Origin of the sequence: Streptomyces sp. F63, assembly GCF_018070345.1 — a bacterium.
GTDB lineage: Bacteria > Actinomycetota > Actinomycetes > Streptomycetales > Streptomycetaceae > Streptomyces.
The window spans coordinates 22419-47591 of record NZ_JAGPXX010000027.1 but is presented as its reverse complement, the minus strand read 5'-3'; the positions used below and the strand labels follow the sequence as shown (position 1 = coordinate 47591).

16 protein-coding genes and 1 tRNA gene are annotated in these 25173 nt (G+C 73.8%); 8 read left to right on the top strand and 9 right to left on the bottom strand.

The window, feature by feature from the left end:
• Positions 1-94: 94 nt before the first annotated feature.
• The 3 genes from glmU to KBZ10_RS22605 form a co-directional block, all read right to left on the bottom strand.
• Complete coding sequence (gene glmU, locus KBZ10_RS22615; protein WP_210989537.1) at positions 95-1558, bottom strand: bifunctional UDP-N-acetylglucosamine diphosphorylase/glucosamine-1-phosphate N-acetyltransferase GlmU; 1464 nt, start codon at positions 1556-1558, stop codon at positions 95-97.
• A gap of 115 nt (positions 1559-1673) precedes the next feature.
• A tRNA-Gln gene (locus tag KBZ10_RS22610) sits at positions 1674-1745 on the bottom strand.
• 29 nt (positions 1746-1774) lie between these two features.
• The gene (locus KBZ10_RS22605; protein ID WP_210989536.1) at positions 1775-2668 is read right to left on the bottom strand and encodes a hypothetical protein; all 894 of its coding nucleotides are present in this window, start codon (positions 2666-2668) and stop codon (positions 1775-1777) included.
• 154 nt (positions 2669-2822) lie between these two features.
• Between KBZ10_RS22605 and KBZ10_RS22600 the strand changes: the two genes are divergently transcribed.
• Positions 2823-4406, top strand: coding sequence for a sensor histidine kinase (locus KBZ10_RS22600; protein WP_210989535.1), 1584 nt, complete (start codon positions 2823-2825; stop codon positions 4404-4406).
• A gap of 228 nt (positions 4407-4634) precedes the next feature.
• Here KBZ10_RS22600 and KBZ10_RS22595 read toward each other — a convergent pair whose 3' ends face one another.
• From KBZ10_RS22595 to KBZ10_RS22585, 3 genes are all read right to left on the bottom strand, one after another.
• The gene (locus tag KBZ10_RS22595; RefSeq protein WP_210989534.1) at positions 4635-5828 is read right to left on the bottom strand and encodes a cellulose-binding protein; all 1194 of its coding nucleotides are present in this window, start codon (positions 5826-5828) and stop codon (positions 4635-4637) included.
• A 275-nt stretch (positions 5829-6103) separates the two neighbouring features.
• Positions 6104-8623 carry an SUKH-4 family immunity protein gene (locus tag KBZ10_RS22590; protein ID WP_210989533.1) on the bottom strand — a complete coding sequence of 840 codons (2520 nt, stop codon included), beginning with the start codon at positions 8621-8623 and terminating at the stop codon, positions 6104-6106.
• A gap of 5 nt (positions 8624-8628) precedes the next feature.
• A complete protein-coding gene (locus tag KBZ10_RS22585; RefSeq protein ID WP_210989532.1) occupies positions 8629-9636 on the bottom strand; it encodes an SMI1/KNR4 family protein in 1008 nt (335 codons plus the stop codon).
• A 416-nt stretch (positions 9637-10052) separates the two neighbouring features.
• Between KBZ10_RS22585 and KBZ10_RS22580 the strand changes: the two genes are divergently transcribed.
• Entirely contained in the window at positions 10053-10577 is a 525-nt protein-coding gene (locus KBZ10_RS22580; RefSeq protein WP_210989531.1) for a YwqJ-related putative deaminase, read from the top strand.
• Position 10578: 1 nt separating this feature from the next.
• Positions 10579-11106, top strand: a complete 528-nt coding sequence (locus KBZ10_RS22575; protein ID WP_210989530.1) for an SUKH-3 domain-containing protein — start codon at positions 10579-10581, stop codon at positions 11104-11106.
• A 65-nt stretch (positions 11107-11171) separates the two neighbouring features.
• Here KBZ10_RS22575 and KBZ10_RS22570 read toward each other — a convergent pair whose 3' ends face one another.
• Positions 11172-12896, bottom strand: a complete 1725-nt coding sequence (locus KBZ10_RS22570) for an MFS transporter (RefSeq protein ID WP_374223401.1) — start codon at positions 12894-12896, stop codon at positions 11172-11174.
• Positions 12897-13387: 491 nt separating this feature from the next.
• Here KBZ10_RS22570 and KBZ10_RS22565 point away from each other — a divergent pair, with 491 nt between their 5' ends.
• The 3 genes from KBZ10_RS22565 (at position 13388) to KBZ10_RS22555 (ending at position 17473) form a co-directional block, all read left to right on the top strand.
• Positions 13388-14218, top strand: coding sequence for an ABC transporter ATP-binding protein (locus KBZ10_RS22565; protein WP_210989529.1), 831 nt, complete (start codon positions 13388-13390; stop codon positions 14216-14218).
• Complete coding sequence (locus tag KBZ10_RS22560; protein WP_210989528.1) at positions 14218-16782, top strand: ABC transporter permease; 2565 nt, start codon at positions 14218-14220, stop codon at positions 16780-16782. The genes KBZ10_RS22565 and KBZ10_RS22560 overlap by 1 nt, the downstream gene beginning before the upstream one ends.
• A 274-nt stretch (positions 16783-17056) precedes the next feature.
• Positions 17057-17473: a hypothetical protein gene (locus KBZ10_RS22555; RefSeq protein WP_210989527.1), complete on the top strand. Its 417-nt coding sequence runs from the start codon at positions 17057-17059 to the stop codon at positions 17471-17473.
• 165 nt (positions 17474-17638) lie between these two features.
• Here KBZ10_RS22555 and KBZ10_RS22550 read toward each other — a convergent pair whose 3' ends face one another.
• Positions 17639-18040 (bottom strand): type II toxin-antitoxin system VapC family toxin, encoded by a 402-nt coding sequence (locus tag KBZ10_RS22550; protein WP_210989526.1) that lies wholly within the window; start codon positions 18038-18040, stop codon positions 17639-17641.
• Entirely contained in the window at positions 18037-18267 is a 231-nt protein-coding gene (locus KBZ10_RS22545) for a hypothetical protein (RefSeq protein WP_210989525.1), read from the bottom strand. The genes KBZ10_RS22550 and KBZ10_RS22545 overlap by 4 nt, the downstream gene beginning before the upstream one ends.
• 196 nt (positions 18268-18463) lie before the next feature.
• On the opposite strand from KBZ10_RS22545, the gene mfd reads away from it, so the two are divergent.
• Positions 18464-22009, top strand: coding sequence for a transcription-repair coupling factor (mfd, locus tag KBZ10_RS22540; RefSeq protein ID WP_210989524.1), 3546 nt, complete (start codon positions 18464-18466; stop codon positions 22007-22009).
• A 266-nt stretch (positions 22010-22275) separates the two neighbouring features.
• Positions 22276-25059, top strand: coding sequence for a cation-transporting P-type ATPase (locus KBZ10_RS22535; protein WP_210989523.1), 2784 nt, complete (start codon positions 22276-22278; stop codon positions 25057-25059).
• Positions 25060-25173 lie beyond the last annotated feature (114 nt).

Genomic DNA, 25173 nt, shown 5'->3' with positions numbered 1-25173 from the left:
GCACAGTCTCCTTGGCAGCGACATAAAACTCTGGGGGAACGGGGGGCGCACTTTGGGTGCAGTTCTCACGGTACGCCCAGCGCGGCGCACCCGGTCACGAGGGCCTGGCCCCGTCACCCTCCTCCTGAGCTGCGGAAGCCGCCTGCGCGGCAGCGCTCCCGGGACGCTTCCGCGCCACCCAGCCCTCGATATTCCGCTGCTGGCCCCGCGCCACGGCCAGCGAACCCGGTGGCACATCACGGGTGATGACCGACCCCGCGGCCGTGTACGCCCCGTCCCCGATGGTGACAGGAGCCACAAACATGTTGTCCGAACCCGTCTTGCAATGTGAGCCGACCGTCGTGCGGTGCTTGCTCTCACCGTCGTAGTTCACGAAGACGCTGGCCGCCCCGATATTGGTGAACTCACCGATCGTCGCATCACCCACATACGACAGATGCGGCACCTTCGAGCCCTCGCCGATCCGCGAGTTCTTCATCTCGACGAACGTGCCCGCCTTCGCCCGCCGCGCCAGCCGCGTCCCCGGCCGCAGATACGCGTACGGGCCCACCGACACCTCCGGGCCGATCTCCGCCCCGTCCGCGACCGTCCGCACCACCCGGGCGCCCGCACCCACCGAGGTGTCCGTCAGCGTGCAGTCCGGACCCACCTCCGCGCCCGCCGCCAGCCGCGTCGCACCGTGCAACTGCGTCCCCGGGTGGACCACCGCGTCCGGCTCGAACTCCACCGTGGCGTCCAGCCATGTCGTCGCCGGATCGACCACCGTCACCCCGGCGAGCATCGCCGCCTCCAGCAGCCGGTCGTTCAGCAGCCGCCGCGCCTGCGCCAGCTGCACCCGGTTGTTGATCCCCAGGATCTCCCGGTGGTCGGCCGCCACGGCCGCGCCCACCCGGTGCCCGGCCTCGCGGAGAATCCCCAGGACATCGGTGAGGTACTCCTCACCCTGGCTGTTGTCCGTGCGGAGCTTGCCCAGCGCGTCCGCCAGCAGCCGGCCGTCGAACGCGAAGACCCCCGAGTTGATCTCGGTGATCGCGCGCTGCTCGTCCGTGGCGTCCTTGTGCTCCACGATCGCGGTGACCGCGCCGTCCGCCGGGTCGCGCACGATCCGGCCGTAGCCGGTGGAGTCCGGCACCTCCGCGGTGAGCACGGTCACGGCGTTGCCGTCGGCGGCGTGGGTGCCGGCGAGGCTCCGCAGCGTGGCCCCGGTCAGCAGCGGGGTGTCACCGCAGACGACCACCACGGTGCCCTCGGCGGCGCGGCCCGCCGCGGCCAGGGACTCCAGCCCCATCCGCACGGCGTGCCCGGTGCCGTTCTGCTCGTGCTGCACGGCGGTCGTCGCGGCCGGGTCGATCTCCGCGAGATGCGCGGTGACCTGCTCACGGGCGTGGCCGACGACCACGACGAGCTGCTCGGGCCCGAGTTCGCGGGAGGCGGCGACGACGTGCCCGACGAGGGAGCGGCCGCAGATGCTGTGCAGGACCTTGGGAGTGGCCGACTTCATACGGGTGCCCTCACCCGCGGCGAGGACGACGACGGCTGCCGGGCGATTGGCGCTCACGGGTGTGCCCTTCGGCTTCGGATGGTGGACACCCGCAGGATACCGGGGCGTTTTCCGCCCGGAACGCGCACGGGCCCCGACCTTGCGGCCGGGGCCCGTGAGGGCTTGCGCTCAGCTCCGCTGCCAGGACTCGAACCCGGACATACTGGACCAAAACCAGCAGTGCTACCTATTACACCACAGCGGATAGCGCATGCGGCCAATTCGGACATTTGGCTAGGCTGTCCGTCCGGCCGCTACCACTATGCCGTACCACCAGCCTTCGACGCGACGGTATAGGTCCGCGCTGTCGTTCACGCGGATGGCGAGGCAGCCGTGGTAATCGGCGCCGGTGTTCCTCCGGGTGGTCTTCGGGCTGTGCTTCTTCAGGGCCGTCTTGCCGAACTGGTCCGGAGTGGCGCCCGTTCGCTCCAGCCAGAAGTGCTCGGCGCGGCCGACGTCGGCCGACTCGTGGATGTTGACGGTGTAGCGCCGTCGCCCGGGCGTTACACCGAGGAGATCCAGCCAGGCCAGGAATGTGGAAACCATGTCCGGATCGCTGTTGACGAAGACGATCTTCTCGCGCCGGTCGTACGGCTTGTCCTTCGCGCCCTCGGCCCAGTAGAGGCCGACGCCGACCAGGAAGAGCTCTCGTCGGGACAGGTTTCCGATCTCGTTCGCGGCCGAGAGCTTCGTCTGCCAACGCTCGAAGTTCCGCTGGTGCAGTGCGGCCTCTCGGCTCTTCTTCGCGGCTGCGGATGCCTCGACCGGGGTCCTGGGAGGCCGTTCCGGCTTCGGCAGGTCGCGTACCCAGAGCGAGATCGAGCTCTTTGGGCAGCCCAGTTCGAGCTGGATCTCGTCGTAGGTCATCCCTCGCGCGCGCATCTCGCGGGCCGCCGCCCGCAAGTCGTCCTTGGCGTTGGGGCGTTTCGTCCACTCCAGTGGGGGCTCGCCGTCGAGCAGGCGGTTGAGCAGGTTGTTGTTGTGCACCTTCAGCCGGTCGCGGATCTGCCTGCGGCTCAGTCCTTCTCTGCGCAGTGCGACGGCCTGTTCCCGCAGTTCCTCGAAGGTGGCGGAGCCGTCCCGGAGCCCGCCGGTGCCATCGCCGTCGCGGCGTCGTACGTCGGTCATGGGATCAGGGTCGGCCGTTCGTGTGTGCGGCTGGGCGGAAATCCGGGCGATTCAATAGTTCGGGTGGAAGTCGGGGAAATCGACCGTGTTCGAGTCCGGATTGTGTGGATGCCCCGCCCCGGGATCCCGGGGGTACGGCCTTAGGGTGGACGTTATGACCACATCGGGGGTAGTAGGAGCCGCGGAACCCGGCGTGCGGGGCGCGTCCGCGGGGCCGTGGTGGTGGGAGCGGCGGCGCGGGATGGCGCTGGACGTCGCGCTGACGGTGGTATCGGTCGCGGAGTGCGCGGCGGAGGGGTACGCGTTCGCCGGGGAGGCGCGGATTCCGGTGGCGCTGGGGGTGCTGCTGGGGGTGGTGGCGGGGTCGGTGCTGCTGGTGCGGCGGCGCTGGCCGATCGCGGTGGTGCTGGTGGCGGTGGCGGTGTCGCCGGCGGAGATGGGGCTGCTGCTGGGGCTGGTGGGCCTGTACACGCTGGCGGCCTCGGAGGTGCCGCGGCGGATCACGGCCGTGCTGGCGGGGATGTCGATGGCCGGGACGCTGCTGGTGACGTTCATCCAGTTCCAGCGGGATCTGAGCCGTGAGGACTATGTGGCGCCGGACTGGCTGGTGGTGCTGGCGCCGGTGCTGATGTCGCTGGGGTTGACGGCGCCGCCGGTGTTCCTGGGGCTGTACGTGGGGGCGCGGCGGCGGCTGGTGGAGAGTCTGCGGGAGCGGGCGGACGGTCTGGAGCGGGAGCTGTCGCTGCTGGCGGAGCGGGCGGAGGAGCGTGCGGAGTGGGCGCGGGACGAGGAGCGCCGGCGGATCGCGCGGGAGATGCACGACGTGGTGGCGCACCGGGTGAGTCTGATGGTGGTGCACGCGGCGGCTCTGCAGGCGGTGGCGGTGAAGGATCCGGAGCGGGCGGTGCGGAATGCCGGTCTGGTGGGCGATCTGGGGCGGCAGGCGCTGACGGAGCTGCGGGAGATGCTGGGGGTACTGCGGTCGGGTCCGGCGTCGGCGCAGGGTCCGGATGAGGCTCCGGGCGTGCGGCCGGGTGGTGCGGGTTCGGATGGCGCGGGGTCGGATGGTGCGGGGCCGGGTGGGGGCGGGGGTTCCGGCGCGGGTTCGTCCGACGGGGCGTCCGGTCCGGATGCGGGGCGGATGGTCGCCGCTCCGGAGGGTGACGGAGGCGGTGGAGTCGGCGGGGACGCCGGAAGTGCCGGGCGGGCCGGGGGCGCGGGGCGGGTGCCCGTGGCGGCCGGGTCCGTGGCGTCCGTGGAGGCGCGGGGGGCCGGGCCGGGGGCGGCTGTGGCGGTCGGGTCGGTGCCGCGGCCGTCGGTGGCGGGGGAGCCGGCCGAGGGGCCGGGGCTGGGTGATCTGGAGGTTCTGGTGGGGGAGTCCCGGGCGGCCGGGATGGCGGTGGAGTTCTCGGTGGAGGGGAAGGCCGTCCGGGAGCGTGATCCGCGGGTGGAGCGGACGGCGTACCGGGTGGTGCAGGAGGCGCTGACCAATGTGCACAAGCACGCCGCGGGGGCGGAGATCCGGGTGCGGTTGGCGCACCGGGAGTCCGAGGTGGCGGTGCTGGTGGAGAACGGTCCGGCGGCGGAGGGCGGCTCGGACGTGCGGTTGCCCAGTGGGGGCAATGGGCTGGTGGGGATGCGGGAGCGGGTGACGGCGCTGGGGGGCGGTTTCGTGTTCGGCCCGACGGAGGCGGGGGGGTTCCGGGTGTCGGCGGTGCTTCCGGACCGGAGCGGCTGAGAGCCGGCCGGGGCGGTTCCGGCTGCCGGGGCCGGTCTGTTCGGGCGGTCCTGCGGTGGGGTCCGCGTTTCCGCGAGGGCCGGCGGGGAGACGTGTTCCGCGGGGCTGGTGTCCGGAACGGCGGGGCCGGGGGTGGGCAGCGGCACAGGGCGGGGGCGCAGGGGCGGGTTCCGGTCCGGCGGCCGGCGGGGTACCTGCTCGGTTCCGGTGCTTGGGGGGCGGTTCGGCTCAGGTTGACTTCCCGGTGCCGGTGCCGGTGCCGGTGCCGGGGGCGGGGGCGGGGGCGGGGGCAGGTGCGGGGACGGATCCGCTGTCGGGGCGGGCGTCGGGGCCGGTTTCGCGGTTCGGCGTGCGGGGGCGGCTGTCGCGGGACGGGGTGTGGTCCCGGTCGCGTTCGGCGGTGCTGTGCCCGGTCTGTTGTGCGGTGTTCTCCGCGGTGCGTTCCCGGGCGGGGGTTGCGGTGCGGGCCTGGGGGTGTTCGGTGGCCGGGGTGCCGGTCCGGCCCCGGGGGTGTTCGGTGGTGGGGCTCTGGGTGCGGTCGGTGTCGCGGCGGGTGCCGCGGCCGGTGATGGTGGCCAGGCTGGTGCGGATGTGTTCCATCTGTGCGCGCAGGGCGTCGCGGCGGGTGGCGTGGTCGCGCAGGGCGCGTTCGGTTTCGCGTTCGACGCGTTCGCGGCGGGCGTGGGCCTGGGCGATGATCTCGGCGGCGCGGGCTTCGGCCTCGTCGCGTTCGCGCCGGGCGGCGTCCTCGGCGTCGGCGTGGGTGTCGCGGGCGCGGGAGAGGACGGTTTCGGCGCGTTCCGTCAGTTCGGTGACGTGTTTCTCGGTGGCGGCCTTGGCTGCGGAGAGTTGCCGGTCGGCGTCGGCCTGGCGGGCGGCGAGTTCGCGTTCCTGTTCGGCGTGGAGGCGGGCGGCCCGTTCGCGGGCTTCCTTCAGGGCGGCGGCTGCCTGGGAGCGTTGTTCCTGAGCGGCGCGGCGGGCGGTGGTGAGGGTCTTGGCGGCGATTTCGCGGGCGGCGGCGAGGGCCTGTTCGGCCCAGTGGTCGGCTTCCTTGCGGAGCGCGGTGGCGTCGACGCGGGCGGCGTCGCGGAGGGCGCGGGCGGTTTGCTCGGCTTCCTCGCGGATCGTCTGGGCGGTGGTCTCGGCGCGGGCGCGGAGTTCGGCGGCCTCGGCTTCGACGGTGAGGAGGAGTTCGCGGGCGCGGGCGCCGAGGGTCTCGTAGGTCTGCGGGGGGAGTTGTGCGGCGTGTTCGCGCAGCCGGGTGAGTTCGGTGTCGATCTCCTCGGCGCGGGTGGCGAGTTGTGCGGCCCGGTCGAGGGCTTCGTCGCGTGTTCCGGTGAGTTCGGCGATGGCGCGGTTGACCTGTTCGGGCCGGTAACCGCGCCGGTGGCCGCGTACGGTGGCGATCCCGTGGGGTGACACAGACGCATTCATTTTGAGCCCTTTCGTCCCGAATGTGAGATCCGCTCGGGCGCATATCTTTCCGATGCGGGTCAGGTGCTCATAACGCGACACTCCGCCCTTCCGTCCCTGTTCAAGGATGCGGCATCCGCCGCGAAGCCGGAACGGGGTCCGTGCGGTCCGGCGGCCGGTGAGGGGTGCGGGCGGGCGCGGGCGGCGGAACGCCGCCGGGCGCCCCGGAGTTGTCCGGGCGTCCGGCGGCGTGCCGGGGTGCGGAGGGCGGTGGGCCGCCGGGGTCAGAGCAGTCCGTCCCACATCTGTTCGAGAATGACGGACCACCAGCTCTCGGGTGAGGACAGGCAGGCGGGGTCGAGGGCGACCAACTGGGCCTGGAAGTCGACGGTCCAGCGGCCCGCCTGTTCGGGTGTCAGCCCGTACCGCAGCCGCCACATGCGGCCGAGCATGGCCATGCAGCGGACGAACTCGGGCAGTCCGGTGTTGACGAACTGCGGGGGCACCGGCTGCCCGCCCGGCCCGGCCTCCACGGGGACGGCCACGATGTTGGCCGTGCCGTACTGCACGCACAGCTGGCGGCCGAAGTCGCTGCCCATGACGAGGTACGAGCCGGCGTCCGGGGCGGGCTGCACGCCGCGTTCGGCCGCCAGTTCGGCCAGGGTCGGCACGGGGCGGCCGGGCTGGGCCTGGGCCCAGAAGAACGGGCCGAAGTCCACGGGCAGTCCGGCCCACACCAGGGTCTGCGCGACGACATCGGGCACGCCCTGCCGGGACACCGCGTGCTGGTCGAACCGGAACAGCCCCTGCGGGCCGAAGGACTGTGCCAGTTCGTGCGCGAGGCCCTCGACGGGCACCGGCGGGATCGGCGGCACCTGACCGGGGTGCGGCAGCGGGACCCGGTTGGGCGCCGGGCGCGCCGGGCCGTCGGCCACCTGGTGCAACTCGCCCTGGTGCTCGATCAGATGCCGCACGCCCTGCCGGCGTGTGGCGTGGTCACGGCCGTAGGGGGCGGTGTGGCTGACGCGCACCTGCGGGAAGGTCTCGCGGACCATCCGGGCGCAGTAACCGCCGGGCAGATCGCAGGACTCCAGTTCGGTGTGGAGTTCCAGCACCTGCTGCGGCGGGACGTTCTGTGCGCGCAGTTCGTGCAGGATCTGCCACTCCGGGTGCGGGGTTCCGTAAGCGGAGCGGCGGATGATCTGCTGCTCCGAACCGTCCTGGGCGCGGTAGCGGAGGACAGCCATGTAGCCGGGGCCGACCATGGGCGGGCCGGCCGGGGCCTGCGGGTAGCCGTACGCGCCCGGGGCGGGCGGCGGCGGGGGCGGGGGCGCCTGGGCACCGGGCGGCATGCCGGGCGGTCCGGGGGGCTGGGGTGCTCCGGGGGCGGCGGGGGTGCCGGGGTTGGGCCCGGCGAGCATGGTCGCCTGGTAGTGCGGGTCGCCGCCCGGGACGCCGGGTGGTCCGGGGGGTGGCGGGGTGCCTGCTCCCGACGTGGCCGGCGGTCCGGGGGGCTGGGGTGCTCCGGGGGTGCCGGGGTCCGGTCCGGCGAGCATGGTGGGGGCGTGGTGCGCGTCGCCGCCCGGGGCGCCGGGCGCCGGGAACGGCGGGGGAGCTCCGGGGGTGCTGGGCGTGCCCGGGGCACTCGGGGGGCCGGGCGGCGGGGGCGCTGTGCCCGTGCTCTGGGGCCGGGGGGGCCGCGGGGCTTGCGGGGCGCGGGGCGCACCGTCCGACGGGCCTCCGCCGGTGCCGCCCGGGCCGGCCGGGTCACCGACGGCCGGAGCGACCGTGGTGCGCGGCAACTGGCTTCCCCCGGACATGAGTTCCGTCCGGTCGTCGGCCCGCTGCCCCGGCTGCCGGGTGCCGTCCTCGTCGGCCGTGCTCGCGAGGGGCGGCGCGAAGACGGTGGCGGGGAGGTCGACGGAGGCGTCGTCGGGCCCTGCGGTGACGTCGGTGCCGGCCCACGGGGTGCCACCGGGCGGTGCGGCGGGGCCGGGTACGCCGGGTACGGCCTCCGGGGCTGCCGAGGAGGCGCCGTCCCGGCCCGAGGGGCCGTGGTCGTTTCCGGAAGCGGTGACGCCCGCGGCGCCCGCCGAGCCGGCCGCGGGCCAGGCGGTGCCCCCGGCGGGCGCACCGCTGACCGGGGTGGCGGGGGCGGCGCCGGACGGCGTGCCGGAGCCGGTGCCCGGGCCGGGAGCGGCACCTGCGCCGGTGCCCACGCCGGTGCCCGCGCCGGTGTGCGGGCCCGCGGTGCCGGCCGGGCCGGAGCCCGCGGCCGGTCCCGGGCCGGCGGCGGGGGAGCCGGGGACCGGGGCGGAGACCGGGCGCACACCCGCGCCTGCACCCGTGCCCGCACCCGCGTCTGCCCCCGTGCCCTCACCCGCGTCCGCGCCCGAGGTCCCCGCTGCGTCCCGCCTGCGGTCCGGGATGCCGATCTGGTCGGCGGCGTCCTGCAGCCACTGCGGCGGCGTCAGCAGGAAGGAGGTGGCCTCCAGATCGACCCGCTGCGGCTGTTCGGCCGGGGCGGTGCCGGTGTCCTGGGGGACCGCTCCGTACCGCTCCTCGTAGTGGCGGATGATCTCGCCGACCGGGAGGGCGGGCCACAGGGTGGTGTCGCCGCTGTCCCGGGCGATGACGAGCCGGGAGCGGCCGCCGTCCGAGGTGGGCCCGTCCTCGCGGTCCTCGGCCCAGACCACGAAGCCCAGGTCGAACTCGCGCACCTTCACCTCGCGGTGCTGGTACGCGGGGACGTCGCCGTTGATCCACTCCTCGGCGCGCTCCTGCGCCTGTGCGAAGGTCACCATCGCGCTCACCCCTCCACCGGGACGGCGTACGCGAAGCCGCCGTCCACCATCAGGTTGGCCACGGTCTCCAGTTCGGGCGGGCTGCCCGCGAGGCGCCGCAGGAAGTCGTCGAAGTCGTCGCCGCAGGGCAGCAGGAGCCGGTCGACGCGCTCCTGGACGGTGAGGCCGTCGCGGTCGCGGGCGTCGTCGTAGGCGCAGAACCACACCGAGCCGAGGGCCGACCCCTTCACCTTGACCGCGAGGACGCCGCCCTGGACGAAGGCGACGCCCAGGTAGTCCTTGGTGAGGTGGTCGCGCAGGCACTTGTTGACGTACACGAGGTCGTTGACGGCGGCCTCGTCGCGCACCGTGAAGAACGGCTGGTCGACGAGGAGGCCCAGTCCGGCGTCGAGCGCGGCGCCGGCCGGCGCGCAGCCGCCGGCCGCCTTGAGGAAGGAGCGGTAGGCGCCGGGCAGCCGGTAGCCGAGGTCCTCCTCGACGCCGAGGACCTGGGCCTCGGTGACCGACAGGGCGCCCTTGGGCAGCGCGAGGTGGGTGGGGCGGGTCTCCTGCAGGGGGCGGGTGCCGCGCTTCTCCTGGTCGACGGGGGCGGTGGCCAGTCCGCCGTGGTGCCGCAGCAGTGCCTTGACCTCGGCGGGTACGAGCTCCATGCGGCGGCTGTCCGGTACGTGGTGCCAGGTCCAGCCGTGGGGGGTGGCCACCGGCGGGAGGCTGCCCCAGAGCTCGTGGCCCGCGGCGTGCAGGGCGGCGTTGGCCGACACGTAGTCGGTGAGCCGGAGTTCGTCGACGCCGAAGCCCTCGGGGGGGTCGGCGATCTCGGCGGCGGCGCGCGCGTAGGGGGAGAAGTCCGGACGGCCGTGCTCGTCGATCCGCACGCCTCCGGGGTACCGGGCGGCGCGGACCGGGTCCGGGAAGTGCACGGTCTGCCCGGCGTAGGCGGTGTTGGGTGGCGCGGGGTGTTCCCCCGCCCGGGGGCTGGGAGGCGCCCCCAGCCCGGGCCGGCCTGTCGTCATGGCGGTTGCCCCCTGCTGCGTCCGATGTTGGCGCACAGCCTATGCGGTGGCGGGGGGCGCGGGCTGCGGCCCGGTGGTGGGGGCGGGATTAGGCCGTTCGGGGGTACTTCGGCGTGGGTCCGCGGGGGCGCGCGGCCGTCGCGGCGGAGTTCGCACCGCCCGGGGATGCCCGGGGCGGGGCCCGGTGTCCTCCGGGGGGTTGCACCGGTGTTCGCGGAGCGTCCGCGCTTCCGTCCCCGGGGGGCTGGGATAACCCTTTCGGGGGGTCTGTCGTCTTTCCTGTGACGAGCTGTCACGCACCGGTGACCTGCGGTTGTGCGACGCGCGGAGGGTACCCGCCGGACTTCCTGATTTCCCCGGCGGTTTGGCAGGCTGTCCCCGCAACCAGGGGGATTGCACAGGAGGGGAAGCACCGAATGAGCGCCACCCAGGACCTCCCGGCAACCCCGCCGGGTGACCCGCGGCTGAGATGGAGCAGTGACACCGGCCCCGGACGGCCGCCGGTCCTCCGGCACCGCCGGGACGGCATCCTGCCCGCCGTCGCCGCGGCGCTGTCCGTGCGCGGGAGGACCCTCACCGCCACGGCGGGGCGGGGTGACCTGCCGCCGGTGCTCCATCCGCTGGTCCAGGACTTCCTCGACCGGCTCGGCACCGCCCAGCGTGAACGATTCACCGGCCGCTGCCCCGAGGCGCTGCTGCTGTCCCGTCAGCTGGCCGAGGTCGAGGGCGCGCGGAGCAAGCGGGCCTCCCGCCGGCCGCTGTCCCAGGGCGAGGCCCGGAAGGCCCTGAAGCAGGCCAAGTTGACGGCGCGTCACATCCGTGAGGACGGCGACCCCCGGCACGGCCGGTACGCGCCGCCCTGCCGGTCGTGCACGGCGCTGCTGGCGCACTTCGGCGTACGGCACGTCGACCCGGCGGCGTCCGCACCGGACAGGAGCTGATGTGCGCGCCTTCGACCGTACGGCCACCGACCGGTTCCCGGTCGCCGTGGACGCCGCCCTGCGGAAGGCGGGCTGGCGGCCGGGCCGCTGGGACATCCGGCAGGCCGAGGCGTGGGCCGACGGCCTGCGCGCCCATGTGTCCCCGGCGGGCCACCGGCACACCGTGTTCCCGGCGGCCGTCGAGGCCTGGGCCGAGTTCGGCGGCCTGCGGATCGCGGGTGCCGCCGCGGGGCACCAGGTGGCGCCCACGTCCTGTCTGATCGATCCGATGTGCGGGCTGCATCTGGCGCGGACGCTCTCCGATCTGGGGCGGGCGCTGGGCACGGAGATCTCCCCGCTGGGCGAGGAGGGCCCGGGCCCGGAGGGCCCCGGCAGCGGCCGGGCGGTCCTGGCCGTCGACAGCGAGGGGCGGGTCTACAGCCTCGACCACACCGGTGACTGGTTCCTGGGGCACAGCATGGAGGCGGCCCTCACCACGCTCGTCACCGGCGGCCGCCCGGAGCGGCTGACAGTGGCCGGCGGGGGCTGACCGCCCACACCGGCCGGGGCGGCCGCCCCTGAGCGGGCGGGCCGGGAGGCTCCGTCCGCCCGCGCTCAGTCGCGCTCGCCGTCCGGGAGAACGGGGAAACGGCGCGGGGCGAGCAGCAGCGCGAGCAGGGCCAGGGCCGCCGCGGCCGCCGCGCCGATGTAGACGTGCTCCACGGCGGCGTCCACGGCCAGCCGCAGCCGGGCGGCCGCCGCGGCGGTCAGTGACGCCGGGTCCTCCAGGGCGCGGGAGACGGTGTCGAGCGCGCCGGGGGCCCCCTCCCCGGAGGTGCCGGGGGACCCGGGCCCGGGGGCCGGCGGCGGGCCGCCGATGCGGGAGGCGAGCGTGGCGTTGGCGACGGCGCCGAAGACGGCGGCGCCCACACTCTGGCCGACCTGGCGGCAGAACAGCACGGACGCCGTCGCCGTGCCGCGCTCGGCCCAGGGGACGGTCGACTGGACCCCGACGATCAGCGGAAGCTGGAAGAGCCCGAGGGCCGCGCCCAGCGCCAGCATCAGCAGCGCGGGCTGCCAGGGCTCGCCGGGGTAGGGCAGGAGCGGGAAGGCGGCCAGCGTCAGCCCGGCCAGCGCGATGCCGGTCATCGAGGTCTGGCGGAAGCCGATGCGCCGGTAGACGTGGCTGCTGAGCGCGGCCGACACCGGCCAGCTGAGAATCATCACGGACAGGACGAAACCGGCGGCGACCGGGCCGAGTCCGAGCACGGTCTGCGCGTACGTCGGCAGGAAGACGGTCGGGGCGACCATCAGCACGCCGAGCGCGCCCAGGGCCAGATTGACGGAGGCGATGGTCCGGCGGCGCCAGACCCAGCCGGGAATGACCGGCTCGGCGGCCCGGCGTTCCACCACGACGGTGGCCGCCGCGCAGACGGCGCTGCCCGCGAACAGCCCGAGGGACGGCGCCGACAGCCAGGGCCAGGCCACCCCGCCCCGGACCAGCGCGGTGAGCAGCAGCCCGCCGCTCAGGAAGATCCCCAGCGCCCCGGCCCAGTCGACGCGGGGCGGCCCGCTCCGGGCGCGCGGCGGTTCGTGCAGGTGGCGGGCGACGAGCCAGAGGGCGATCGCGCCGACGGGCAGGTTGAGCAGGAAGATCCAGCGCCAGTGGGCGTATCCGGCCAGCAGGCCGCCGAGGGCCGGGCCGGCCACCGCGGCCAGGGCCCAGACGGAGGACAGCCGCGCCTGGATGCGGGGGCGCTGCGCGAGCGGATAAAGGTCGGCGGCCACGGTCTGGACGGTGCCCTGGATGGCCCCGCCGCCGAGTCCCTGGACCACGCGGAAGGCGACCAGGCTCGCCATGTCCCAGGCGCCGGCGCACAGCAGGGAGCCGAGCAGGAAGAGGGCGATGCCGGTGAGGAGGACGGGTTTGCGGCCGAAGGTGTCGGAGAGCTTGCCGTAGAGGGGGAGGGTGACGGTGACGGCGAGGAGGTAGCCGGAGAACAGCCAGGAGAAGAAGGCGAAGCCGCCGAGGTCGCCGACGATCTGCGGGACGGCGGTGGAGACGACGGTGCCGTCCAGCGCGGCCAGTGCCATGGCCAGCATCAGCGCGGCGGCGACGGGTCCGCGGCGCGCGGACGGTGCCGGTGCGGCGGACTCGGTGCTGGTGCTGGTGCTGGTGCTGGTGCTGTTGCCGGTGCCGGTGCCGGTGCCGGTGCCCAAGCCCGTGGTGTCCCCCGTGCCGCCCGGAACGCCGTCCCCCGTGCCGCCCGGAACGCCGTCCCCGGTGGTGCCCTCGGCGTCGTCCCCGGTGCGGCTGACGCGGTCGGCGGTGCCGCTCATGGTGCCTCCTCCCGCGAAGTCCGTGTACGACGCACACTTTCATGTCCGCCAGGCCCGGGGAAAGCGGTATCCCGGCTGGTGGTGGAGGTGCCGGGGTCCGGGGCGGCGGTCTCGGGTGCGGCCGGTGCGGGCGGGTGGCTCCTCCGCCCGGGGGAGGCCCCTAGGGGGAGATCCGTACGCTCGGGAGGAGCGGTTTCGTACCGCCGGAGGACGAGGGGCGGGCCGCCCCCTGCCTAGTGTGGGCTGCGGTGCGGGGGCGGCCCCGATCCCGGGGGTGGGGCCGGCCCCACCGTGGGAACGGCGCCTCACCCCATCGTGCCGGACGGACCGGGGCGGCAGGCTGGTGGCGGCCGGCCGGCGCGGCACCGTCCGAGCCCGGCGGCGGGGGGCCGCCGGGACCACCGGAACCGCGGCGCCGGGCCAGCGGACCGCCGATCGTCCAGGACCCGCGGCGGCCCCGGAACCCTTCGTAACGACTGAGGAGACATACCGTGACAACGGCTGTATCGAATCCCAGGACCGGGGGCAGCGGAGGACATACGGTCGTCGCCGCGCGCGCCCGCAAGGTCGTCAAGGCGTACGGCTCCGGGGAGACCCGGGTGCTGGCGCTGGACGGGGTGGACGTGGACATCGACCGCGGCCGCCTCACCGCGATCATGGGCCCCTCCGGCTCCGGCAAGTCGACGCTGATGCACTGCCTGGCCGGGCTGGACACCGTCACCGCCGGGGAGATCCACCTCGGCGGCACGCAGATCACCGGCCTCAAGGACAAGAAGCTCACGCAACTGCGCCGCGACCGGGTCGGTTTCATCTTCCAGGCGTTCAACCTGCTGCCCACGCTCAACGCCCTGGAGAACATCACCCTCCCCATGGACATAGCGGGCCGCAAACCCGAGCGGGGGTGGCTGGAGCGGGTCGTGGAGACCGTCGGCCTGGGAGACCGGCTGAAGCACCGGCCGACCGAGCTGTCCGGCGGCCAGCAGCAGCGGGTGGCGGTGGCGCGGGCCCTGGCCGCCCGCCCGGAGATCATCTTCGGTGACGAGCCGACCGGCAACCTCGACTCCCGGGCCGGCGCCGAGGTGCTGGGCTTCCTGCGCCGCTCCGTGGACGAGCTGGGCCAGACGATCGTGATGGTCACCCACGACCCGGTGGCCGCGGCCTACGCCGACCGGGTCCTCTACCTCGCCGACGGCCGCATCGTCGACGACATGCCGGACCCGACGGCCGAGCGGGTCCTGGAGCGGATGCTCAGCCTCTCGGCGGACGACGCCCCCGGCCACGCGGTGCCCGGCCACGCCCCGTCCGCCCGCGGGAGCGCGTGATGACCGTCCTCAAGACCTCCCTGCGCAACTTCCTCGCGCACAAGGGACGGATGGTGCTCTCCGCCATCGCGGTGCTGCTGTCGGTGGCGTTCGTCTGCGGCACCCTCGTCTTCACCGACACCATGAACACCACCTTCGACAAGCTGTTCTCCGCGACCGCCTCGGACGTCACGGTCTCGGCGAAGACGGAGGAGAACGCCCAGCAGACCGGTAAGGCGCCCGCCATCCCCGAGGCCACGGCGGCCCGCCTGGAGAAGCTGGACGGCGTGGAGAAGGCGCTCGTGGACGTCTACGACGAGCGCGTCACCCTCGTCGACGACCAGGGCGACAGCCTCTCGCCGAGCACCGGCGCCCCCACCATCGCCACCGACTGGGGGCCCGAGGAGGAGAAGGCGATGGAGCTCGTCTCCGGCCGCGCGCCGCGCGGTCCGGCCGAGATCCTCGTCGACGCCGACACCGCCGACCAGAAGAAGCTGGAGATCGGCGACGCGGTCAAGGTCATCTCCTTCCGGGGCACCACCGAGGCGGAGATCAGCGGCGTCGCGAAGTTCACCGCCACCAACCCCGGTGCCGCGCTGGTCTTCTTCGACCACCCCACCGCCCAGGAGAAACTCCTCGGCTCCACCGACCGGGTCAGCCAGGTGCTGCTCACCGCGGCCGAGGGCGTGACCGACGAGCAGCTCAAGAAGGACGTCGTCGCCGAACTGGGCGGCGGCTTCGAGGTGCAGACGCAGGACGAGGTGGCCGATTCGGCCGCGGAGCAGATCGGCGGCTTCCTCGACTTCATGAAGTACGCGCTGCTGGGCTTCGCCGGGATCTCCGTCCTGGTCGGCATCTTCCTGATCGTCAACACCTTCTCCATGCTGGTCGCCCAGCGGACCCGCGAGATCGGCCTGATGCGCGCCATCGGGGCCAGCCGCAGGCAGGTCAACCGGTCCGTGCTCATCGAGGCGCTGCTGCTGGGCCTGATCGGCTCGCTGCTGGGGATCGGCGCGGGCATCGGGATCGCCGTCGGCCTGATGGAACTCATGGGCATGGTCGGGATGAACCTCGACACCTCCGACCTGACCGTCAAGCCGGCCACGCCCCTGGTCGGCCTGGCGCTCGGCGTCGTCGTCACCGTCGTCGCCGCCTACCTCCCGGCCCGGCGGGCCGGGAAGGTCTCGCCGATGGCCGCCCTGCGGGACGCGGGCACCCCCGCCGACGGCCGCACGGGCCGGGTGCGGGCCGTGGTGGGGCTGGTCCTGACGGGCATCGGCGCGGCCGGGCTCGTGCTCGCCGCGCGGGCGGACCAGGCGGGCGAGGGGGCGCGGTTCCTCTCCCTGGGCATCGTGTTCAGCCTCGTCGGTTTCGTGGTGATCGGACCGGTGCTGGCCGGCGGCGTGGTGCGGGTGCTCGGTGCGGTCGTCCTGCGGGTGTTCGGGCCGGTGGGGCGGATGGCCGAGCGGAACGCGCTGCGCAACCCGCGCCGTACGGGCGCCACGGCCGCCGCGCTGATGATCGGCCTGGCGCTGGTGGCGGGCCTGTCGGTGGTCGGCTCCTCGATGGTGGCCTCCGCCGAGGAACAGCTCGACAAGTCGGTCGGGGCGGACTTCATCATCGGCTCCGACACCGGCCAGCTGATCACCCCGGAGGCGGAGAAGGCGGTCAAGGCCACTCCCGGCCTGGCCCACGTCACGGACTACAAGTCCGTCAGCGTCGAACTGTCGACGCCGGACGGGAAGAAGACCGAGACCGGTCTGACCGCCGCCGACCCGACCTACGCCGAGGACCTGCGGGTCGAGACCGTGGAGGGCGAGCTCTCCGCCGCGTACGGGGAAGACTCCCTGTCCGTCCCGGAGGACTTCGCGAAGGACCACGGCATCGGGCTCGGGGACACCGTCACCGCGGCCTTCGTCGGCGGGAAGACCGCGGAACTGGAGGTGGCGGCGATCACCACCCAGGACACCTCGGTCGACCAGGGCGCGCTGTACGTCAACATCGCCACCGTGGAGCGGTACCTCCCCGAGGGGGAGATGCCGGCGAACATGATCATGTTCGGCAAGGCGGAGGAGGGCAAGGCCGACGAGGCGTACGCCGCCCTCAAGGACAGCCTGAAGGACTATCCGCAGTACAACGTGCGGGACCAGGCCGACTACAAGGAGACCCTGCGGGACCAGATCGGCCAGCTGCTCAACATGGTCTACGGGCTTCTCGCCCTGGCGATCATCGTGGCCGTCCTGGGTGTGGTGAACACCCTCGCCCTGTCGGTCGTCGAACGCACCCGGGAGATCGGCCTGCTGCGGGCCATCGGTCTCTCCCGGCGCCAGCTGCGCCGCATGATCCGCCTGGAGTCGGTCGTCATCGCCCTCTTCGGCGCGGGCCTCGGCCTCGGCCTGGGCATGGCCTGGGGTGCGGCGACCCAGCAGCTGCTGTCCCTGGAGGGCCTGGGCGTGCTGGAGATCCCCTGGCCGACGATCATCACCGTGTTCTTCGGCTCGGCGCTGGTCGGACTGATCGCGGCCCTGGTCCCGGCGTTCCGGGCCGGGCGGATGAACGTGCTGAACGCCATCGCCACGGAGTAGTGTGCGCGGCCGCCCGGAGCGGAGCGGGCCCCGGACCCCTGGGTGGTCCGGGGCCCGCTCCGTCCTCTCCGGCTCCGCCGTTTCCGCCCCCGCCGGCGCTGCCGGCCCACCCTGCTCTCAGCTCTTATGAAGAACGTTGCTTATGGGTGCTTTGTCTCTTCTTCCCCGTGTCATCCGTGTGTTGAGCATCGTCCCGTTTTGATACTGGGCGCCCGCGGCCCCGCACCAGGGCCCGGCCCCACCGGTGGACACCGGTCATCGAAGGGAGCACAGGATGCGCAAGAAGCGGATGTTCAGCGCGGGAGCGCTGGCGCTGGCCCTGCTGGCGGGCGGCGGCTGGGCGGCCGGCCAGGCCGGCGCCGACGACCGCGCGGAGGTCGCGGAAGAACGGGCCGGCGCGGCGGACCGGGCCGGAGCGGAGAACCCGCACTGGTACCGCGGGGTGCGCGGCTGGGAGATCGTCGAACTGCCCAACGAGAACGTGCCCAACTTCCAGCGCCGCGTCGCCGAGTGCCCGCGCGGCAAGCGGGTCCTCGGCGGCGGTGCCGAGGCCCGGGGCGCGGACGCGATCCTGGTCGGCAGCTTCCCGACCGAGGACGGCCGCGGCTGGATCGGCCTGGGCCGGCAGAACGACTACAGCACCGTCGGCATCAGCGTCTACGCGATCTGCGCCTACGCCCACCGCTACTGACGCGGCCCCGGCCGGCGCGCGCACGCCGGCGGCCGCTCCGCCGCCCCGGCGGCGGTCATGACCCGGCAGAGCACGGCCCCCGGCCCCGGACGCCCCAGTGGTGTCCGGGGCCGGAGCTCTTCGCACACCACCCCGCCCGTGACGGTGGTCCGGCTTCCGGGAGGATCAGGCGATCACGTCGAAGACGCAGTGCGTCCCGCCCGCGCCGGCGAGTTTCGCGTCGCAGGTGATCAACGGGCCGCCCAGTTGCTCCGCCAAGGCGACGTAGGCGGCGTCGTAGGCGGTGACGTTCCCGCGGAGTTCCCAGATTCTCTCGAAGAGGCGCGACACGGGGACGCGGCGGATCGGGAACGCGGCGAGGTGGCGCAGTGCCGCGGGCACGGCGGTCTCCAGCTCCCTGTCCTTCCGGGCCATGCCGCGCAGTGCCGACACCACCTCCGCGTCGATGTGCGCGGGTGCGTACAGGGCGTCGCCGGCCGCGAGCCGGGACCTGATTTTTCCGTGCCGGTGGTCGTCCGCGGCGTAGAAGGAGGTGAGGACGGAGGCGTCCACGATGGCGAGGCTCACTCCTTCTCCCGCGCGGCGCGCACGGCGTCCACGGCGTCCTCGATGCTGATGCCGGTGCCCGCGGGGGGCTCGTAGAGGTCCAGAAAGGTGGTCAGGTTCGCGGTCTTGGCGAGGTCCTCCAGCTGGTCGACGACGAAAGCGTTGAGGGACTGGCGGTTGGCCTCGGCGCATCGGACGAGCGTCTGGTACGTCTCGTCGGGAACATCCCGGAGATTGATCCGCTTCATGGCGCCATTGTGGTGCCATGCGGCCCGGTGTGTCCACCCCGCCCCCGCCCCCGCCACCGCGCGGCCACGGCTGTCCGTGCGGCGACGTAGGCTGAGAGCCTCACCCGGACCGTCCGCCCGCCCGTACCCAACCGGCAGCGGCGATGTGCCGGGCCCTTCGCGTTGCCCATCTCCTCCCGGGACGGAAAGAGCCCCCATGAGCCTGCACGGTCTGCTCGACGCCGTCGTCCGCGACCCCGCGCTCGCCGAAGCGGTGCGGTCCGCCTCCGACGGCCGGCGTCCGCACGTCGATCTCGTCGGCCCCCCGGCCGCCCGCCCCTTCGCCGTGGCGGCCCTCGCCCGGGACGCCGGGCGCACCGTGCTGGCCGTGACCGCCACCGGCCGCGAGGCCGAGGACCTGGCCGCCGCCCTGCGCTGCCTGCTGCCGCCGGACGAGGTCGTGGAGTACCCGTCCTGGGAGACGCTGCCGCACGAGCGGCTCTCGCCCCGCTCCGACACCGTCGGCCGCCGCCTGGCCGTGCTGCGCCGCCTCACCCATCCCTCGGCCGACGACCCGTCCGCGGGGCCCGTGAAGGTCGTCGTCGCCCCCGTGCGCTCCGTGCTCCAGCCGCAGGTCAAGGGGCTCGGGGAGCTGGAGCCGGTCAGCCTGCGGCAGGGGGAGAGCGCCGATCTGGCCGAGATCACCGAGGCGCTGTCCGCCGCCGCGTACGCCCGGGTCGAACTGGTCGAGAAGCGCGGTGACTTCGCCGTCCGCGGCGGCATCCTCGATGTCTTCCCGCCCACCGAGGAGCACCCCCTGCGGGTGGAGTTCTGGGGCGACGAGGCCGAGGAGATCCGCTACTTCAAGGTCGCCGACCAGCGCTCCCTGGAGGTCGCCGAGCACGGCCTGTGGGCACCCCCCTGCCGCGAGCTGCTGCTCACCGAGGACGTCCGGCGGCGGGCCGCGGAGCTCGCCGAAGCCCGCCCGGAGCTGGGCGAGCTCCTCGGGAAGATCGCCGAGGGGATCGCGGTGGAGGGCATGGAGTCCCTGGCGCCGGTCCTGGTCGACGCGATGGAACTGCTGGTCGACGTCCTCCCCGAGGGCAGCATGGCGGTCGTCTGCGACCCGGAGCGGGTCCGCACCCGCGCGGCCGATCTCGTCGCCACCAGCCAGGAGTTCCTCCAGGCGTCCTGGGCGGCCACCGCCATGGCGGACACCGGCGAGGCGCCCATCGACGTCGGCGCGGCCTCCCTGCGCAGCATCGCCGAGGTCCGGGAGCGGGCCCGGGAGCTCGGGATGCCCTGGTGGTCGGTCAGCCCCTTCGCCGCCGACGAGGAGGCCGGCGGGGACACCGTCAAGCTGGGCCTGCGCGCCGCCGAGAGCTACCGCGGCGACACCGCCCGCGCGCTGGCCGACACCAAGGGCTGGCTGGCCGACGGCTGGCGCGCCGTCTACCTCACCGAGGGCCACGGCACGGCGGCCCGGATGGCCGAGGTGCTGAGCGGCGAGGGCATCCCCGCCCGGCTGGCGGACGGGCTGGGCGACGGACCGGGGGCGATCGCCCCGTCGGTCGTCCACGTCGCCTGCGGCACCCTCGACCAGGGCTTCACCGACCCCGGCCTCAAACTGGCCGTGCTCACCGAGACGGACCTCACCGGCCAGAAGACCGCCGGCAAGGACGGCGCCCGGATGCCGGCCCGCCGCCGCAAGACCATCGACCCGCTGACCCTGGAGGCGGGCGACTACATCGTCCACGAACAGCACGGCGTCGGCCGCTATCTGGAGATGGTGCAGCGCACCGTCCAGGGCGCCACCCGCGAGTACCTGCTGGTGGAGTACGCCCCCGCGAAGCGCGGCCAGCCCGGAGACCGCCTCTACATCCCCACCGACCAGCTGGAGCAGGTCACCAAGTACGTCGGCGGCGAGGCCCCCACGCTGCACCGGCTCGGCGGCGCCGACTGGACGAAGACGAAGGCCCGCGCCAAGAAGGCCGTCAAGGAGATCGCCGCCGACCTCATCCGGCTCTACTCGGCCCGGATGGCCGCCCCCGGCCACACCTTCGGCCCCGACACCCCCTGGCAGCGGGAGCTGGAGGACGCCTTCCCGTACGCGGAGACCCCCGACCAGCTCACCACCATCGCCGAGGTCAAGGAGGACATGGAGAAGTCGGTCCCGATGGACCGGCTGATCTGCGGCGATGTGGGCTACGGCAAGACGGAGATCGCGGTCCGGGCCGCCTTCAAGGCCGTCCAGGACGGCAAGCAGGTCGCGGTGCTCGTGCCCACGACCCTGCTGGTGCAGCAGCACATGGGCACCTTCACCGAGCGCTACGCCGCCTTCCCGGTCACGGTGAAGGCGCTGTCCCGCTTCCAGACCGACGCCGAGGCGAAGGCCGTGCTGGAGGGGATGCGGGAGGGCTCCGTCGACATCGTCATCGGCACCCACCGGCTGTTCTCCTCCGAGACGAAGTTCAAGAACCTCGGGCTCGTCATCGTCGACGAGGAGCAGCGCTTCGGCGTCGAGCACAAGGAGCAGCTGAAGAAGCTCCGCGCCAACGTCGACGTGCTGACCATGTCCGCGACGCCCATCCCGCGCACTCTGGAGATGGCCGTCACCGGCATTCGCGAGATGTCCACGATCACCACCCCGCCGGAGGAGCGGCACCCGGTCCTCACTTTCGTCGGCCCGTACGACACCAAGCAGATCGGCGCCGCCATCCGCCGCGAACTGCTCCGCGAGGGCCAGGTGTTCTACATCCACAACCGGGTGGAGTCCATCGACCGGGCGGCCGCGCGGCTGCGCGAGGCGGTGCCCGAGGCGCGGATCGCCACCGCGCACGGCCAGATGTCGGAGTCCGCGCTGGAGCAGGTCGTGGTCGACTTCTGGGAGAAGAAGTTCGACGTGCTCGTGTCCACGACGATCGTCGAGTCGGGCATCGACATCGCCAACGCCAACACCCTCATCGTGGAGCGCGCCGACACCTTCGGCCTCTCCCAGCTCCACCAGTTGCGCGGCCGCGTCGGCCGCAGCCGCGAGCGCGGCTACGCCTACTTCCTCTACCCGCCGGAGAAGCCGCTCACCGAGACCGCCCACGAGCGGCTGGCGACCATCGCGCAGCACACCGAGATGGGCGCCGGGATGTACGTCGCCATGAAGGACCTGGAGATCCGCGGCGCGGGCAACCTCCTCGGCGGTGAGCAGTCCGGGCACATCGCGGGCGTCGGCTTCGACCTGTACGTGCGGATGGTGGGTGAGGCCGTCGCCGACTACCGCGCCTCCCTGGAGGGCGGTGTGGAGGAGGAGCCGCCGCTGGAGGTCAAGATCGAGCTGCCGGTGGACGCCCACGTCCCGCACGACTACGCGCCCGGCGAGCGGCTGCGCCTCCAGGCGTACCGGGCGATCGCCTCCGCCAACTCCGAGGAGGACATCGCCGCCGTCCGCGAGGAGCTGACGGACCGGTACGGAAAGCTTCCGGAGCCGGTGGAGAACCTGCTGCTGGTCGCCGGCCTGCGGATGCTCGCCCGCTCCTGCGGGGTCACGGACATCACGCTCCAGGGCTCCAGCATCCGCTTCGGCCCGGTGGAGCTGCGGGAGTCGCAGGAGCTGCGGCTGAAGCGGCTCCACCCCCGCGCGGTGATCAAACCGGCCACGCAGCAGGTCCTGGTACCGCGCCCGGCGACGGCCCGGATCGGCGGCAAGCCGCTGACCGGCCGTGAACTGCTCGCGTGGACGGGGGAGTTCCTGACGACGGTGCTGTCCTGAGGGCCGCGCTTCCGTGACGGCGGAGCTGCCCGGCACGGAGCTGCGGTGTGGCCCGGTGCCGAACCCGCGTGCCGGGCAGTCCCGTTGCCGGGCTCCTTCCCGGGCCGTGTCCGTGACGCGCGCCACCGGCCGCTGCCGGGATTCCCGGGCTTGGGCGGGTAGAAAGGGCATGGGGGCGAAGGATCAGGGACCCGGAAGCGGCAGGGGCGGCACCGGGGCCTCGGTGGCCCCGCGGGCCGTACCGCGGCGTGGCATGAGGGACGGCGATGACTCCCACGGAGGCGCACCACGGACTGGCGGCCCACGAAGTGGTGATGCTGCTGGAGACGGACCCCCACCGGGGGCTGGCCGAGGAGGAGGCGGCCCGGCGGCAGGAGCGCTACGGCCCGAACGTGCTGCCCGCCGCGGCCCGCGGCGGAGTGCTCACGCGGATGCTGCGGCAGTTCCACCACCCGCTGGTCTATGTGCTGATGGCCGCCGGCACCATCACGGCCCTGCTGCACGAGTACACGGACTCCGCGGTGATCTTCGGGGTCGTGGTGGTCAACGCGATCGTGGGTTTCGTGCAGGAGTCGAAGGCCGAGGCGGCGCTGGACGCCCTGCGGTCGATGGTGCGGACCCGGGCCAGGGTGGTGCGCGGCGGCCGTGAGCGGATGGTGCCCTCGTCGGAGCTGGTCCCCGGCGACCTGGTGCTGGTGGAGGCGGGGGACAAGGTCCCGGCCGACGTACGGCTGATCCGGCCGGTGTCGCTGCGCGTGGACGAGTCGGCGCTCACGGGCGAGTCGGTGCCGGTGGCCAAGGACGAGACGGTGCTGCCCGTCACGGCGGCGGTGGCCGACCGGCGCAACATGCTCTACTCGGGGACCCTGGTGACGGCGGGCGGCGGCACCGGTGTCACGGTCGCCACCGGCGCGGAGACGGAACTCGGGGCGATCCACCGGCTGGTGGGCTCCGCCGAGACGCTGCTCACCCCGCTGACGGCGAAGCTCAACCAGTTCAGCAAGGTGCTGACGGTGGCCATCCTGGCCCTGGCGGTGCTGACCTTCGGCATCGGCCTGGCGCGCGGGCAGGACGGGGCGGAGACCTTCACGGCCGCGGTCGCCCTGGCCGTGGGCGCCATCCCCGAGGGACTGCCCGCCGCGGTGACCATCACGCTGGCCATCGGGGTGTCGCGGATGGCGCGGCGCAAGGCGGTGGTCCGTCAGCTCCCGGCGGTGGAGACGCTGGGCAGCACCACGGTCATCGGCTCGGACAAGACCGGCACGCTGACCGAGAACCAGATGACGGTCCGCGCGGTGTGGACCCCGGACGGGGCCGCGTACGAGGTGACCGGCTCCGGCTACGCGCCCCGGGGCGAGATCGTCCACGGAATGGACGGCACCGCGGTCGTCCCGGAGCCCCGCTCGGCGCTGTGGTGGACTCTGCTGGCCGGGGCGGCCTGCAACGACGCGGCCCTGGTCCACGAGGAGGGGCGGTGGGGGCTGGCCGGCGATCCGACCGAGGGCGCGCTGCTCGTCGTCGCGGCCAAGGGCGGGCTCGACCCGGCGGGGCTGCCGCGGGAGTACCCCCGGGCCGACACCGTCCCGTTCAGCTCGGAGCGGCAGTTCATGGCCACCCTGCACCGCGATCCCGGTGCCGGTGGCGGTGGCGGCGGTCATGTCGTGCTCGTCAAGGGAGCGGCGGAACGGGTTCTGCCGCTGTGCACCGGGCAGGTGGCCGCGGGCGGCACCACGCGGGAGCTGGACGCGGCCACCGTGCTGCGCGCCGCGGAGGAGCTGGCGGGCCGGGGGCTGCGGGTGCTGGCCACCGCGGTGCGCGCGGACGCGGACCCGGACGGCTTCGGGGAGGAGACGCTGGACGGCGGGCTCACCCTGACCGGGCTGCAGGCGATGCTCGATCCGCCGCGCCCGGCGGCCGCGTCGGCGGTACGGGCGTGCCACACCGCCGGGATCACCGTCAAGATGATCACGGGGGACCACGCGGCGACGGCCGCGGCCATCGCCGAGCGGCTCCGTCTCTTCGGCGAGGCGGGTGACGCCGGTCGCGCGGGTGACGGGGGTGACGGGGGTGACGCGGGCGGTGCCGGGGACGCCGGCTCCCGCCGCGCCGCGGAGGTGCTCACCGGAGCGGATCTGGACCTGCTGAGCGCGGAGGAGTACCCGGAGGCGGTGGATCGCGCGCGGGTCTTCGCCCGGGTCTCGCCGGAGCAGAAACTCCGGCTGGTCGAGGCGCTGCAGTCGCGCGGCCATGTGGTGGCCATGACCGGGGACGGGGTCAACGACGCGCCCGCCCTGCGCCAGGCCAATATCGGCATCGCCATGGGGCGGGGCGGCACCGAGGTTGCCAAGGAGGCGGCCGACATGGTGCTCACCGACGACGATTTCGCCACCATCGAGGCCGCCGTCGAAGAGGGCCGCGGCGTGTTCGACAACCTCACCAAGTTCATCGTGTGGACGCTGCCGACGAACATGGGCGAGGGGCTCGTCATCCTGGCGGCGATCCTGTTCGGTTCCGCGCTGCCGATCCTCCCCACCCAGATCCTGTGGATCAACATGACCACGGCCGTGGCACTCGGCCTGATGCTCGCCTTCGAACCGAAGGAGGCCGGCATCATGGGCCGGCCGCCGCGCGATCCGGACAGGCCGCTGCTGACCGGCGCGCTGGCCTTCCGCGTCCTGCTGGTCTCCACGCTTCTCGTGGCCGGTTCCTGGTGGCTCTTCACCTGGGAGCTGGGGGAGGGCGCCGGACTCGCGGAGGCGCGCACCGCCGCGCTGAACCTCTTCGTCGTCGTCGAGCTGTTCTATCTGTTCAGCTGCCGCTCGCTCACCCGCTCCATGTGGCACATCGGCGTGTTCAGCAACAAGTGGATCGTCGGCGGTGTCACGGCGCAGGCGCTGGGCCAGCTCGCCATCACGTATGTGCCGGGCATGAACGCTCTGTTCGAGACCACCCCGATCGGCCTGGAGACCTGGCTCCGGATTCTCGGCATCGCCGTCCTGGCCTCGCTTGTCGTCGCGGTCGACAAACGTCTGCGGCGGCAGTGGGTGTAGCCGCCGGAAGAAGCCGTGTCCCGCGTTCACGCCCCGGTGAGCGCCGGGGCGCGCACGCCATGGCGCCCGCGCCCCCGCGTCGGGCGGGAGTGCGGGCGCCGTGCCCCGGGAGGG

Bases quoted from the DNA above. Each gene is read 5' to 3' on its own strand.
- KBZ10_RS22605 (WP_210989536.1), bottom strand. From the start codon at position 2,668: ATGACCGACGTACGACGCCGCGACGGCGATGGCACCGGCGGGCTCCGG.
- KBZ10_RS22600 (WP_210989535.1), top strand. From the start codon at position 2,823: ATGACCACATCGGGGGTAGTAGGAGCCGCGGAACCCGGCGTGCGGGGC.
- KBZ10_RS22590 (WP_210989533.1), bottom strand. From the start codon at position 8,623: ATGGTGACCTTCGCACAGGCGCAGGAGCGCGCCGAGGAGTGGATCAAC.
- KBZ10_RS22585 (WP_210989532.1), bottom strand. From the start codon at position 9,636: ATGACGACAGGCCGGCCCGGGCTGGGGGCGCCTCCCAGCCCCCGGGCG.
- KBZ10_RS22580 (WP_210989531.1), top strand. From the start codon at position 10,053: ATGAGCGCCACCCAGGACCTCCCGGCAACCCCGCCGGGTGACCCGCGG.
- KBZ10_RS22570 (WP_374223401.1), bottom strand. From the start codon at position 12,896: ATGAGCGGCACCGCCGACCGCGTCAGCCGCACCGGGGACGACGCCGAG.
- KBZ10_RS22560 (WP_210989528.1), top strand. From the start codon at position 14,218: ATGACCGTCCTCAAGACCTCCCTGCGCAACTTCCTCGCGCACAAGGGA.
- KBZ10_RS22555 (WP_210989527.1), top strand. From the start codon at position 17,057: ATGCGCAAGAAGCGGATGTTCAGCGCGGGAGCGCTGGCGCTGGCCCTG.
- KBZ10_RS22545 (WP_210989525.1), bottom strand. From the start codon at position 18,267: ATGAAGCGGATCAATCTCCGGGATGTTCCCGACGAGACGTACCAGACG.
- mfd (WP_210989524.1), top strand. From the start codon at position 18,464: ATGAGCCTGCACGGTCTGCTCGACGCCGTCGTCCGCGACCCCGCGCTC.
- KBZ10_RS22535 (WP_210989523.1), top strand. From the start codon at position 22,276: ATGACTCCCACGGAGGCGCACCACGGACTGGCGGCCCACGAAGTGGTG.